The sequence below is a fragment of the Bacillus cereus group sp. BfR-BA-01523 genome, assembly GCF_022662615.1.
GTDB classification, from domain to species: Bacteria; Bacillota; Bacilli; order Bacillales; family Bacillaceae_G; genus Bacillus_A; species Bacillus_A mycoides.
Map to the genome: position 1 here is coordinate 59154 of NZ_JAKUDX010000008.1, position 14518 is coordinate 73671.

Consider the following 14518-nt stretch of genomic DNA (forward strand, 5'->3'; position numbering starts at 1 on the left):
ATTAAAAAATCACGCCTGCATGTAAAATAACATTCGCATAAGGCGTTGCTTCTCCTGTACGAATAATCGCCTTCGCTCTCTTTGTATGCTCTTTAAATTCCTTATGAGACACATATTCAAATGCTGGCTCTATTAATCGCATCTCAATTTCTTTATTTACCTCTGCATTATTCATAATAACTTCTTCTGCTAACATCACTTTTTCAATTGCCATATCATCAGCAACTACTTGTAATACGTCTAAAAAACTAGGTTTTCCGATTTCAACTGCTAAATCAATTCGTTTTACTCCATCAGGAATAGGTAACCCGCAATCAGCAATTACAATCGTATCTGTATGTCCAAGTGAAGCAAGGACCGCCGCAATTTCACTATTTAATACACCGTGTTTCTTCATCCGACAATCACCTGCACTTCACGTACTCTATCTCTCGTTGGCATACCGCCCTGTGCCCCAAGTTTCGTTACAGAAAGACCACCAGCAATGTTCGCAAAACGAATTGCTTTTTGAAGTATTTCTCCTTCAGAAAGTGCAACTGCTAGCGCGCCGTTAAATGTATCACCAGCTCCAGTCGTATCCACTACGTCTACAGCAATACTTGGAACTTGAACAACTTCCGTTCCGTTATGGAAACGAACACCGTTAGACCCTTCCGTCATCAATAGCTTATTTGGATATTTCGCAAGTAACTCTTCAATTGGTGATGTGAAATCATTTAATACGATGCGACATTCATGTTCATTCGGCGTAATATAAGTCGCTTTTTCTAAAATATCTTCTGATAAGATTTGTGCTGGAGCCGGATTCAACATAACTGGAATGTTATGCTCCTCACAAATAGCCAGAACGTATTTTACTGTTTCAAGCGGAATCTCTAGTTGAAGAACAACCATATCTGCTTTTACAAGAAGGTCTTTTGAACGATCTACAATCGACTCATTTACAAGAGCATTTGCTCCTTGTACGACAACAATACTGTTATCCTCTTCTGCTAAAACGATATGAGCGATTCCTGTCGTCCTATCTGTAACCGGTACCACATAGTCGATAAAAATGCGTTCGTTCTCCAAATTTTTTCTAACTACTGTTCCGTAATCATCATTTCCTACTGCACCAACCATCGCTACATTTGCTCCTAATCTAGCTGCAGCAACTGCTTGGTTGGCCCCTTTTCCTCCTGGTATCGTATGAAACGCTTCACCAATTACTGTTTCTCCTGCTTTCGGCCGTATTTTTGAAACAGCCACTAAGTCCATTGAAATGCTACCTACTACTGCAATATTTGGCATCTGTCTCATCTCCTTACTTCGTTGTATTTCGTTCTATAATTTCAATCGGTAAACGATAGTGTTTCTCTTCTAATGGATTTCCTTCCATCTGCTCTAACAACAATTCTGTTGCAATTTTCCCCATTTCATAAATTGGCTGTGCAACAGTCGTAATAGATGGATACATCATTTCAGTTAAAGAAATTCCATCGAATCCAATAATTTGTAAATCGTTTGGAATAGAAATTCCCTTTTGAAGTGCAGCCTTTACAATACCAATTGCAATTAAATCATTCCCAGCAACAATTCCATCAATATGCGGATATTCTTCTAATAATTCCACCGCTACCTGTTCACTATTAGCTGGATCGAATGTACTCTCTGCAATCATATAAGAAAGATTATTTTGCGTAATAACGTCTACAAAACCTTCAAAACGTTCATTAGCTGTGCTCACATCACGCGGTCCACGAATATGTGCAATATGTTTACACCCTTTGTCTATTAATAACTTTGTCGCCGCCTGGCTCCCTGCATAGTTATCTGCATATACAGTAGGAATGCGCTCATTAAACATACGGTCAATCGCAACAACTGGAATAGACAAATTCATGTAATTAACACTATTTTGTGGATTCGTTGCTACAATAAATCCGTCCACATTATTTTGTCTAAGCACATCAATGTATTGCTTCTCTTTTTCTAAATTTTCATCAGAGTTACAAAGTACAACTGTGTATCCTTGCTTATGTGCTACATCTTCTACAGCACGTGCAACTTCCGGAAAGAATGGATTCACGATATTTGGAACAACTAAGCCAATTAAACGAGACTTTTTATTATATAAAGAACGCGCTACTGTACTAGGCTTATAATCTAGCATTTCAATTGCTCGCTCTACTTTCTTTAATGTATCCTCATGGACATATCCATTTTTATTTAACACTCTGGAAACGGTCGCAACAGATACCCCTGCTAATTTTGCAACGTCTTTAATCGTACTCATTCTCTTTTCTCCTCATTTCATGTAACCGTTTACAGGAAATAATATAACGCATTTATAAAAATACGTCAATCATTTCTAACTAAAAAGCTTTTAAGGTTATACTCAAAAAAAGCATCGCCATAAGGCGATGCTTTTTTATTACGAATATGATACAGTTTTTTCCTTTTCTTCTACAGCAGGCTCTTCAGCATCTTTTTTACGATCAGACAGTTTAATTTTCTGTAAGAAAATCGTAAAGATAGCACCTACTACGATAAATACCAATCCTGTTAAGAATACAGTATGAAGTGAGTCCACTAAAGAGCTTTTCAAAATTGGTACGATGCTATTAGAAAATGCTTCTGGCATTTGTTTTAATGCCTCTGGACTAAATAGCATAGAATATAAACTTTGTGGATCTGTATGAATCATATCTTTAAATTTTGTTACCATTTGTCCCGCTTCTTTTGGGAATGTGTCTAATACAGGTACTAATTTATTTGTTAACGTTGTGCCTGAAGTGTTATTCATAATTGATCCTAAAATTGTAATCCCAAACGTTCCACCGATTTGACGGAAGAATTGACTTGATGATGTTACAACGCCAAGATCTTTTTTCGGGAAGCTTTCTTGTAATGCTAATGTTAATATCGGCATAACAAGACCCATTCCTAAACCGATAACCATCATATAAGAAGTAGCGGTAAGCTTAGTTGTATGCATATCCATCGTTGTTAATAACCAGAAACCACTAGCCATAATAAGCATCCCTGTAATAATTTGTGGTTTCACACCAATTTTTAATACAAGCTGACCACCGATAATACTCATAACGATCATTGTAATCATCATCGGTGTCATAATCGTTCCTGATTCAGCAGCACTTACGCCTACAATTCCTTGCATAAAGAACGGTACGAACATAATTGCTCCAAACATTCCGATACTCATAAAGAAACCAATCGCATTCAGTAGTGTAAATGTACGGTTTTTAAAGAAGTGCATCGGTAAAATTGGTTCTTCAGCCTTCGTTTCAACGATAACAAAGCTAACAATACCAATGGCAGCTAGTGCAAATAACCCGATAATTTGCCAAGAACCCCATGCATAATCTTTCCCGCCAAACGTTAACGCAAGTAATAAACTTACAACACCGAGAATCATCGTGAAGATTCCAGCGATATCAATTTTAATTGGTCCTGTTTGTTTATGTGCTTTTAATCCCATTGCAATGAAGATTGTCGCTAAAATACCAACTGGTAAGTTAATATAGAATACCCATCTCCAGTTCACTGCGTCTACAATCCAACCACCAACTTGTGGTCCAATTACAGAGGCAAGACCGTATAGAGCTCCAAAAATACCTTGCCATTTAGCACGTTCTTTTCCCGTGAACATATCTCCGATAATAATCATAGCCATTGGCATCATAATACCGCCACCAAGACCTTGAATACCACGGAAAATAATTAATTCTGTCATACCGTTTGCCATACCACATAACGCTGAACCAACCATAAAGATAATTAATCCTGCTATATATACGTTACGACGCCCAAGTAAATCCGCTAATTTACCTGCAATCGGTACAACCGTTGTTGATGTTAACATGTAAGCTGTTGTTAACCATGTCATTAAACTTAATCCACCTAGTTCACCGACGATACGCGGCATTGCTGTACCAACGATTGTTCCGTCCAATGCAGCAAATAGCATTGCGATTACTAAACCGATTAACAACAACTTTCTATTCTGATTTTCTTGTTGCTCCATGTAATCTCCTCAATTCCTCTTAGTTTTTCTCTTTTTTCTCTGGTTTCCCGCAAATAATTGTTTCTAGCTTTTCAAAGAGGCGCAACAAATCTTCCCTCTCTTGTAATTCTAAGTGTGAGAAGTATTTTGCAATATGCTCATTACGAGCCGCCATCGCTTCTTCTACTGTAGTTTTCCCCTTCTTCGTTAGCTCAATGACAACAACGCGGCGATCATTATCGTCGTGATAGCGCTCTACTAACCCATGATCAATTAAACGATCAGTCATTACTGTAATCGCGCTTGGTTTCACGTACATTTTCTCCGCCAATTGTGTCGCTCTTGAAGCTCCGTAATGATCTAAAATCTTTAAAATATAAAACTGCGGTGGTGTAAGTCCTGATGCTTGCATTTGTTCTAATAGCTCTGTTTGCATTTTCTTTCCTATAGCGAATGTAAGAGCTTGAATCTTATCAATATGAGTCATATCATTTGGCATGTTATCCACCTCTTATTTAAGCAATAAAATATTTAACGTATTTAAATATTAATCCCACAAACAAAATACGTCAACAACTTTCTTTATAAAAACGTTTACATTCTTGTCACAAAGTTGTATAATTTTCGTCGAAGTTAATATTGACAGTCACGGAGAATCGGAGTATATGGCTATGAATCATAAAAAAGGGAACTTTTTTATATTTCATAGCCTTTTTGTATTCTCTCTGTCTTAAAACGCTTCCAATTAATTAGGGGAGGATTTTCATTTTATGTTTTTCACACAATTATTTAAACCTGCGCCCCACGCAGAACGCTTACCAGCTGATCGCACTGATAGCGAATACCGCAAATTGCGTTTGCAAGTATTCTTAGGCATCTTCATCGGTTATGCGGGTTACTACTTTGTTCGAAAAAACTTTTCACTCGCAATGCCATACTTAATCGAACAAGGCTTTAGTAAAGGGGAACTTGGGGTTATCCTTTCAGCAGTATCTATCGCTTACGGATTAAGTAAATTTCTTATGGGTATCGTATCCGATCGTTGTAATCCTCGCTACTTTTTAGCAGCTGGGCTATTTTTATCCGGTATCATTAATATTATTTTCGGCTCATTTTCTTTCATTACAACGAGCATTATACTTATGTTTGTACTTCAGTTTTTAAATGGATGGGTACAAGGTATGGGATGGCCTCCTTGTGGTCGTACGATGGTTCACTGGTTCTCCGTTAGTGAACGTGGTACAAAAATGTCTATTTGGAACGTCGCTCATAATGTCGGCGGCGCGCTTATGCCTTCTCTCGTTACATTAGGCTTATATTTCTTTGCAAATGACTGGAAAAGTATATTTTACTTCCCAGGTATTCTTTCAATTTTAGTGGGGATTTATGTATTAATTACGATGAGAGATACACCTCAATCTTGCGGATTACCTTCTATTGAAGAACATACTGGGGAATATCCATCAGATGAAAAAGTAGCGGACCGTGAACGCGAACTTTCGGTAAAGGAAATTTTATTTAAATACGTATTAAACAATAAGTTTTTATGGTACATCGCTATCGCTAACGTTTTTGTTTATTTCGTTCGTTACGGCGTTGTAGACTGGGCTCCTACTTATTTAGTTGAAGAAAAAAGCTTTACTCATAGTAGCTCACGTACAGCTTATGCTCTATATGAATGGGCTGGTATTCCAGGTACGCTTCTTTGCGGATGGATGAGTGATAAACTATTTAAAGGACGCCGTGCACCTGCTGGTATTTTATTTATGGTTGGTGTATTTATCGCAGTTCTTGTTTACTGGCTAAACCCTCCTGGTAATCCAATGGTTGATAGCATCGCACTTGTCGCAATTGGATTTTTAATTTACGGACCTGTTATGTTAATTGGCCTACACGCTCTTGACTTAGCACCAAAGAAAGCTGCTGGAACTGCCGCTGGGTTAACTGGGTTCTTCGGTTACCTAGGGGGAGCTACTTTTGCTAGCGCAGCTATGGGCTTTATTGTAGATGGATTCGGATGGGACGGCGGATTCATTTTGCTCCTTGCTTCTTGTGTGCTTGCAATGTTCTTCCTTGCTCTTACTTTAAATACAGGATCTACAAAACAAAAACAAGCTTAAACAATAATATTATACTTACAAAAAAAAGAGAGACAGTTCTTTCCAGAACACCTCTCTTTTTTCTACATATAGTACTTTTTTATTACAAATAATTTATCAATCCACCCCATAATTGTGAGCGTTTTAAAAGGGTTTTTATCCTTATATTACTGCATCTCATCTCTATATAAAAAGATTTTTGAATATTTACTCTTGTCAAACATTGTCACTTTATATTAAAATAGCAACAACATACTAAATATTTAGTCTTTTCAGAAAAGATGGAGGGATAACCATGAAGAATCCACTTCTTCGCATTGAAAACTTACAGACTTCCTTTCGCATACAAGATCAATATCATGCAGCAGTTGATAACGTTTCGTTAACTGTCCATGAAAATGAAATTGTCGCGATAGTTGGTGAATCCGGTTGCGGAAAAAGTGCACTTGCCCTTTCCATTATGCGACTGCATAATGAAGCAAATACAAAATTACAAGGGCAACTTAACTATAGAGATAAGGATTTACTTACTATGTCGACCGCAGAGATGAATAAAGTACGCGGATCAAACATCGGTATGATTTTCCAGGAACCTCTTACAGCACTCGATCCTCTTATGACAGTTGGAAAACAAATCGAAGAAAACTTAGACTACCACACAAACCTTTCGAAAGCAGAAAAGAAAGAACGCACCTTAGAACTACTCCATCAAGTTGGTATTCCAAAACCAGAACTTACATATAAACAATACCCTCACGAATTATCTGGCGGAATGAGACAAAGAATTGTTATCGCGATTGCGATTGCTTGTAACCCAGCACTCATTATTGCGGATGAGCCAACAACGGCTCTTGACGTAACCATCCAAGCACAAATTTTAGACTTACTAAAATCTATTCAAGAACAAACGAAAATGGGCATCATTTTAATTACACATGATTTAAGCGTTGTTGCCGAAACAGCTGATCGTATTGTCGTTATGTATGCAGGACAAGTTGTAGAAACAGGAACAGTAGAAGAGATTTTTAATAACCCGCTTCACCCATATACTCGTTCTCTATTAAACTCCATTCCATCTGCGTATGGTGAAAAAGAAAAATTGCATGTAATTCAAGGCGTGGTTCCTTCGTTAGCGAAGCTTCCTCGCACTGGATGTCGATTCCAAGCCCGAATCCCTTGGGTTAGACCAGATCAACATGAGGAAAATCCTGTTTTACATGAAGTAAAACCAGACCATTGGGTACGTTGTACTTGCTATAAGCACTTCAACTTCCAACATAAGAAAGGAGATGATGTAACTCATGGCACTGCTTAAAGTAGAAGATTTAAAAGTACACTTTCCAATTAAAGGCGGTTTCTTCGGACGTACATTAGATTACGTACGAGCTGTCGATGGCGTAAGCTTTGAATTACAACCTGGTGAAACATATGGAATCGTTGGTGAATCAGGTAGCGGCAAATCAACAACTGGTAAAGCAATTATGCACTTAACGAAAGCTACAGGCGGTAACATTCATTTTAATAATAGAGATTTAACGAAATTAAGTCGCTCTGAGTTAAGAGAACAACGAAAAGATATCCAAATGATTTTCCAAGATCCGTATTCATCATTAAATCCGAAGAAACGTGTTATTGATATTATTGCCGAACCACTTCGGAATTTTGAAAAGCTCTCACCCGATGAAGAGCGTCGAGCAGTTCAAGAATACCTTGATAAAGTTGGGTTAAATCCAGAGTCTATTTATAAATACCCACATGAATTTTCCGGTGGGCAGAGACAGCGAATTGGTATTGCACGTGCTCTTACATTAAAACCAAAACTTATTATCGCGGATGAACCAGTATCTGCACTTGACGTGTCGGTACAAGCGCAAGTTTTAAACTTCTTACAAGATTTACAATCTGAACTTGGATTAACGTACCTATTCATAAGTCACGATTTAGGCGTAATTCGTCATATGTGTGATCGCATCGGTGTAATGTATCGAGGGCGCATTGTCGAAGAAGCAACTAGTGCAGAAATTTATAGTAATCCGCAACATATTTATACGAAGCGCCTAATATCTGCAATTCCTGATATTCGTCCTGAAAACAGAGAGAGACAGCGTAAGATCCGTCAACAAGTAAGCTCTGAATACGAGAAATCATACGAAAATTATTTCAATGAAAACGGTCGGGCTTATGACTTAAAAGCAATCTCGCCAACGCACCGGGTGGCATTACCATAAGGGAGTGATAAAACATGTGGAAGTTTATATTACGGAGATTTTTAGTGATGATCCCGCAATTATTCGTGTTAAGTGTACTTGTCTTTCTACTAGCTAAGGCAATGCCAGGCGATGCCTTAACTGGCAAAGCAATGAATCCAAAAGCGGATCCAAAAGTGATTGAAGAACAGCGAGAAAAGCTTGGATTAAATGACCCAGTTACAACACAATATGTTCGCTGGATTAAAAATGCAGCCCAAGGTGACTTTGGTATTTCCTATGCACATAAAATGAAAGTAACCGATTTAATTGGAGAACGACTTGGAAACACAGTATCTTTAGCACTTGTCATTCTTATTCTTACTTATTTAATTGCCATACCACTCGGAGTTATAAGTGGGCGTTGGAATGATACCTGGGCTGATCGACTCATTACCATTTACAACTATCTAGGTTTTGCTACACCACTATTTATATTTGCACTAGTTATGCTCTTCCTATTCGGATTTAAGTTTGCAATATTCCCAACCGGCGGTAGCGTAGATCCTCAAGTTGCAACAGGTACATTTGCTTACTATTTAAGCAAATTGAATCACATGCTACTACCAGCTTTATCCGGGGCATTAATCGCAACAGTTGGTACTGTTCAATATTTACGAAGCGAAATTATTGATACGAAACATAAAGATTTTGTTCGTACAGTAAGAGCAAAAGGTGTTCCAGAATCAAAAATCTATTCTAGACATATTTTACGAAATTCATTCTTACCAATTGCAGCCTTCTTAGGCTATGAAATTACAGGATTAGTTGGCGGTGCCATCTTTTTAGAAAGTATTTTTAGCTATCCAGGAATTGGACAACTATTTATACAATCTATCTCTCAACGTGATTTTAGTGTAATAACTACACTCGTTATGTTTACTGGATTTGCAACGTTACTTGGAACTCTCCTTTCAGATATTATTCTAAGCATCGTCGATCCACGTATTCGTATTGATTAAAGAAAGGAGATGACGTTATGTTAGCAAACCCTGAAAAACAAACTGAAGTTATTCATTACGAAAAAAGCCCTTCTGGTTTCTCTATTATGTGGCGAGAACTTCGTAAAGATAAATTAGCAATGTTTTCACTTATTTTCCTAGCAATCTTATTAGTAGCAGTCTACGCAACATCTTTTATTATGAAACAAGAAGATATTGTACGAGTTGATTTATTCGCTATTTATGCTCCTCCCTCTGCTGAACATTGGTTAGGAACAGATTACGGAGGACGCGACATTTTCGGCCAACTTATTATTGGTACACGTAACTCCTTTACAATTGGATTAGCAATTACTATTCTTTCTTGTTTAATTGGTCTTTCAATTGGATTAATTGCCGGGTATTTTGGAGGAGCTATTGATAATATCATTATGCGCATTATCGACTTTGTTATGGTTTTACCATTTTTAATGCTTGTAATTGTATTTATTACACTTGTTCCTACATTCAATATCTTTACTTTCATTTTAATTATGAGCGTGTTCTTATGGACAGGAAAGGCCAGATTAATTCGCTCAAAAGTATTAACTGAAAAAGAACTAGATTATGTCTCTGCATCTAAAACTTTAGGAACACCAAACTGGAAAATCATTCTTTTCCAAGTACTACCTAACTTAAGCTCAATTATCATTGTTAGTGTTACATTAAATCTTGCTGGAAACATCGGTATTGAATCTGGTCTAACTTTCTTAGGATTTGGTCTACCAGAAAGTACACCAAGCCTTGGTACACTTGTTAGTTATGCTAGAAATCCAGATGTATTACAAGAGAAATGGTGGATTTGGTTACCCGCATCAATCATGATTTTAGCATTGATGCTGTGTATAAATTTTATTGGTCAAGCGCTACGTCGTTCGGCCGACGCAAGACAAAGAAAAGGATAAGGGGTGGAAGAAATGACAAATAAGCCAAAATTTTTCAAAGTATTAAGTACACTTGCGGTTTCAACATTACTACTTTCAGCATGTGGGGGCAGTGGTGGTAGTGAAAAAACGAGCAGCACAAAAAAAGTAGATACAAATAAATTTAGTGCATCTGTTAAAAATGATAAAAAGGAAATTAAAGATGGTTCATTAACATATGGTCTTGTTTCTAACACACCATTTGAAGGACTTTTGAACTTCGCTGTATATGAAGGAGATCCTGATAACCAGGTCATTACAATTTTCGATGAATCTTTATTATCAAATGACGAAAACTGGGAATACACGAATGATGGTGCTGCTACATATGAAATTTCTAAAGATAAAAAGACAATTACCCTTAAAATTAAAGATAATGTAAAATGGCATGATGGAAACCCTGTTACTGCTGAGGATTTAGAATACTCTTATCTAGTGATTGGTAACAAACAATATGCCGGTTCTCGCTATGACACTCAAATGCAAATGATTGAAGGTATGGAAGATTACCATAATGGAAAAGCCGAAAAAATTTCAGGTATAAAGGTAACGGATCCAAAAACAATTTCGATTACGTTTAAAGAACCGAATCCTTCAGTGAAAACTGGGCTTTGGACATACCCTCTTCATAAGAAATACTTAGGAGATGTACCAATCGATAAATTAGCAGAATCTGATAAAATCCGTAAAAACCCAATTGGTTTCGGACCTTTTAAAGTGAAGAAAATTACGCCAGGTGAAGCTGTTGAATTTGAACGTTTTGATGATTATTATGGCGGAAAACCAAAACTAAAAAGTATGGTTTTAAAAGTTGTTAACCCTTCCGTTGTTAACGCGTCCTTGAAAAATGGTGATATTGACATTGCCGAAGTAAGTGCAGATCAGTATCCAAATGTAAGTACATTAAAAAATGCACAATTAGTCGGTAAAACTGATTTATACTATAGCTATATCGGTTTTAAATTAGGCCATATGGATAAAGAAAAAGAAGAAGTAGTAATGGATAAGGAGAAATTTAAAGATGTTCGTGTACGTCAAGCAATGGCGTATGCTATCGATCGAAAAGAAATTGGTGAAAAATTATATCACGGCCTACGTTATCCGGCTAACTCACCAATCCCACCATCTCTACCAAAATATCATAACAATAAAGCTGGTGCCTATGATAAAGATATAGAGAAAGCTAAAAAATTATTAGATGAAGCTGGCTATAAAGATACGAACGGAGATGGATTCCGTGAAGATCCGAATGGTAAAGAATTTAAAGCTAATTTCTTATCAATGAGTGGTAGCGATGTAAGTGAACCACTTGCAAAATTCTTTATTCAATCTTGGAAAGACATCGGCCTAAAAGTAGAGCTTCTTGATGGTCGCTTACATGAATTTAACTCATTCTACGATATGATTAAAAAAGATGATCCAAAAGTTGATCTTTTCGCGGCAGCTTGGGGAACTGGATCTGACCCAGATCCTTCTGGTATTTGGGCTAAAGATGCAGCGTTCAATTACCCACGTTGGGCTACTGACAAAAACACAGAATTATTAAAACAAGGTATTTCTCCAGAAGCTGCTGATGAAAAGTACCGTAAAGATGTCTACGATAAATGGCAAAAATTAGTTCATGACGAAGTACCATTAATTCCACTTCATTATAAATTTGACTTAAAAGGTGTAAATAATCGCGTAAAAGATTATAAATATACACCAGAAGATCAATACAAGTGGGGTAAAGTTAGTGTAACAAGCGATAAAGCAGAAACAGAGAAATAAGAAAATAGCTCCTAGCACTAAGATACATGCTAGGAGCTATTTTTTATTTATAATACTTCTCTTGCTATTAATAACAACCAATTCCTTCCCTACTCTAAAATTAAAAGATTTGATGAACCATCTTTATTAAAATAGCTAACGTAACAGATGCAGCAAATCCGCCTAAACAAATTAAGCTTACCCCTTGACTATATGATAAATTTTGCAATGATTTCATACCTTCCATCCTCCCTATCTCCCCTTTGATACTCTTATTTTACCAATGGGAAAAATTTCATAACATCGATTTTTCTGACAACAAACTTACAAATTTGTAAGTTAACGATTTCCCTTTAAACTTATATATCTAGTATGTCCGCACTCTCCCTCTTTATACGCAAAAAAAGACCTCAAATTATATCAAGGTCTTGCTTACACTACATAATATCTCACTCAACTTATTTTATCCTGCTATTCGCCGGGCAGTAAGACCCCCACCTCAAAATTCAGTGAAAGCAAAGAAGTTAGGTGGGGGATGAACACCCCCCCACTGATTAAAGCTTCACTTTATAATCATAACCGGGCATTTCACACGCTTTGCTATTTTATGACTTACACTACCAAGCACCATCTCTTGCAGTGTATTTAGCCCTCTACTCCCAGCAATAATAAGATCTATATCTCCTGTATTTACATATTGAACAATCGTATCTCCTGGATCGCCATGTAGAATCGTAATTTTGTAGGAAATGTTCTCTTTCTTTAATAAACCCTCAATCTCTTTTAATTTATCTTTTCGACTAGCTGATATTGTTTCTAAATCCGTTTGTCCTTGTATAATATCTGACTTTGCCGTTCTATTATCCACTACGTACACAACTTCAACATGTGTTTCTTCGTTAAATTTCGCAATATATGTTGCATGCTCGGCTGCTCGAAGTGCATGTTCAGAACCATCGCATGCTAATAAAATTTGTTTGTACATATGCTGAATCCCCTTTTCGTTATCCTACCCGTATTATATAATAAAGCCCCCTAAAAAGGAGGCTTCTAACTAGCAATTCTCTTATTATAAGTAGCTAAATTCGCAACGAGCTTCGAGCTACGTTCATTTAACCCTGTGATCCTTACTTTCACACCGTTCTGTTCATATTTCATGATAACTTTATCAATTGCCGCTACTGCTGAATCATCCCATACGTGTGCGTTAGTAAAGTTCATCTCAATTTCTTTCACATCTTCATTGTATGAAAAAGCATTTATATACTCTGCCGTAGATGCGAAGAATAGTTGGCCGTGAATTTCGTATATTTTCTTATTTTCAATATACAAATGTTTCACGTGAATCTTTGCCATATTAAATGCAAATAAAACTGCACTAATTATCGTTCCGATAATTACACCTAATCCTAAATTATGTGTAATTAGGACAATCACAACTGTTACGATCATAACAAATGCGTTTCCTTTTGGTACTTTATGAATCGTCGCTACAGAGTTCCAATCAAACGTCCCAATCGAAACCATAATCATAACTGCAACTAAAGCTGCCATCGGAATATGAACAACGTAATCACCTAAAACAAATAGCAATACGATTAAAAAACCACCGGCTACAAACGTCGATAATCTCCCGCGACCACCTGATTTAATGTTAATAACAGATTGTCCAATCATTGCACATCCTGCCATTCCTCCGAAGAAACCAGCAACAACGTTCGCAATCCCTTGTCCACGTGCCTCTTTATGCTTATTACTTTCCGTATGTGTCATATCGTCTAAAACCGACGCCGTTAATAATGACTCTAGTAAACCTATAACCGCTAGCATAACTGAATACGGTAAAATAATTGCTAATGTCTCAAGTGTAAATGGAACATCAGGAATACTAAAGAACGGTAATTCTTTCGGTAAACTTCCCATATCCCCTACTGTTTTTAACTGTAATCCGCTCATAAGTGCAATGCTTGTCACAATAATAATTGAAATAAGTGTAGACGGAACAGCCGTCGTAATACATGGAAATAAATATATAATTGCAAGTCCTAATGCGACAAGTGCATACATTTGCCAAGTTGCATTTTTAAAATGTGGCAATTGCGCTGTAAAAACTAAAATTCCAAGTGCGTTTAAAAAACCACTCATAACAGATTTAGGAACAAACTTCATAAATGAGCTCAGCTTGAACACTCCGAAAATAATTTGAACAATACCTGTTACTATTGTCACAGCAAATAAATATTGCAAACCGTGATCCTTCACAAGAGTGACCATTAATAATGCCATCGCACCCGTTGCCGCCGAGATCATCCCTGGTCTTCCGCCGACAAACGAAATTGTAACCGCAATACAAAAAGCGGCGTATAACCCAACGGTCGGATCTACACCTGCAATAACAGAAAAAGCTATCGCTTCAGGAATTAATGCTAAAGCAACAACACCCCCCGATAGCACGTCCCCTCTCATATTTGAGAACCATTCATTTTTTATAGTTTGAAACAAAGTAACACTCCTC

General features: G+C 37.0%; 14 protein-coding genes. 6 read left to right on the forward strand and 8 right to left on the reverse strand.

Annotated elements, in window-relative coordinates; all coding sequences use genetic code 11:
* Position 1 precedes the first annotated feature (1 nt).
* The 5 genes from rbsD to MR066_RS19530 all read right to left on the reverse strand — a co-directional run bounded on the left by rbsD (position 2) and on the right by MR066_RS19530 (position 4505).
* A complete protein-coding gene (gene rbsD, locus MR066_RS19510; protein ID WP_002167102.1) occupies positions 2–397 on the reverse strand; it encodes a D-ribose pyranase in 396 nt (131 codons plus the stop codon).
* Entirely contained in the window at positions 394–1290 is an 897-nt protein-coding gene (rbsK, locus tag MR066_RS19515) for a ribokinase (protein ID WP_002140386.1), read from the reverse strand. Before rbsK ends, rbsD begins: the two co-directional genes overlap by 4 nt.
* Before the next feature lie 13 nt (positions 1291–1303).
* On the reverse strand, positions 1304–2275 hold the full coding sequence (gene rbsR / locus MR066_RS19520) for a ribose operon transcriptional repressor RbsR (protein ID WP_002029805.1): 972 nt from the start codon (positions 2273–2275) through the stop codon (positions 1304–1306).
* Positions 2276–2413: 138 nt separating this feature from the next.
* A complete protein-coding gene (locus MR066_RS19525; protein ID WP_044444494.1) occupies positions 2414–4027 on the reverse strand; it encodes an MDR family MFS transporter in 1614 nt (537 codons plus the stop codon).
* Positions 4028–4046: 19 nt separating this feature from the next.
* A complete protein-coding gene (locus MR066_RS19530) occupies positions 4047–4505 on the reverse strand; it encodes a MarR family winged helix-turn-helix transcriptional regulator (protein ID WP_061673982.1) in 459 nt (152 codons plus the stop codon).
* A gap of 271 nt (positions 4506–4776) precedes the next feature.
* Here MR066_RS19530 and glpT point away from each other — a divergent pair, with 271 nt between their 5' ends.
* The 6 genes from glpT (at position 4777) to opp4A (ending at position 12024) form a co-directional block, all read left to right on the forward strand.
* Positions 4777–6126, forward strand: a complete 1350-nt coding sequence (glpT, locus tag MR066_RS19535) for a glycerol-3-phosphate transporter (protein ID WP_002029809.1) — start codon at positions 4777–4779, stop codon at positions 6124–6126.
* Positions 6127–6400: 274 nt separating this feature from the next.
* Complete coding sequence (locus tag MR066_RS19540) at positions 6401–7420, forward strand: ABC transporter ATP-binding protein (protein ID WP_016101810.1); 1020 nt, start codon at positions 6401–6403, stop codon at positions 7418–7420.
* A complete protein-coding gene (locus MR066_RS19545; protein WP_242248251.1) occupies positions 7407–8333 on the forward strand; it encodes an ABC transporter ATP-binding protein in 927 nt (308 codons plus the stop codon). Before MR066_RS19540 ends, MR066_RS19545 begins: the two co-directional genes overlap by 14 nt.
* Positions 8334–8347: 14 nt before the next feature.
* Positions 8348–9313 carry an oligopeptide ABC transporter permease gene (opp4B, locus tag MR066_RS19550; protein WP_242248253.1) on the forward strand — a complete coding sequence of 322 codons (966 nt, stop codon included), beginning with the start codon at positions 8348–8350 and terminating at the stop codon, positions 9311–9313.
* A 17-nt stretch (positions 9314–9330) separates the two neighbouring features.
* Positions 9331–10236 carry an ABC transporter permease gene (locus MR066_RS19555; protein WP_078176720.1) on the forward strand — a complete coding sequence of 302 codons (906 nt, stop codon included), beginning with the start codon at positions 9331–9333 and terminating at the stop codon, positions 10234–10236.
* Positions 10237–10248: 12 nt separating this feature from the next.
* Positions 10249–12024 carry an oligopeptide ABC transporter substrate-binding protein gene (gene opp4A, locus MR066_RS19560; protein WP_033708792.1) on the forward strand — a complete coding sequence of 592 codons (1776 nt, stop codon included), beginning with the start codon at positions 10249–10251 and terminating at the stop codon, positions 12022–12024.
* Between the two features lie 100 nt (positions 12025–12124).
* Here opp4A and MR066_RS19565 read toward each other — a convergent pair whose 3' ends face one another.
* The 3 genes from MR066_RS19565 to MR066_RS19575 all read right to left on the reverse strand — a co-directional run bounded on the left by MR066_RS19565 (position 12125) and on the right by MR066_RS19575 (position 14505).
* Positions 12125–12250: a DUF4027 family protein gene (locus MR066_RS19565; protein ID WP_088031288.1), complete on the reverse strand. Its 126-nt coding sequence runs from the start codon at positions 12248–12250 to the stop codon at positions 12125–12127.
* A gap of 315 nt (positions 12251–12565) precedes the next feature.
* On the reverse strand, positions 12566–12988 hold the full coding sequence (locus tag MR066_RS19570) for a universal stress protein (protein WP_002010593.1): 423 nt from the start codon (positions 12986–12988) through the stop codon (positions 12566–12568).
* 65 nt (positions 12989–13053) lie between these two features.
* Positions 13054–14505, reverse strand: coding sequence for a SulP family inorganic anion transporter (locus MR066_RS19575; protein WP_242248254.1), 1452 nt, complete (start codon positions 14503–14505; stop codon positions 13054–13056).
* Positions 14506–14518: the final 13 nt, after the last annotated feature.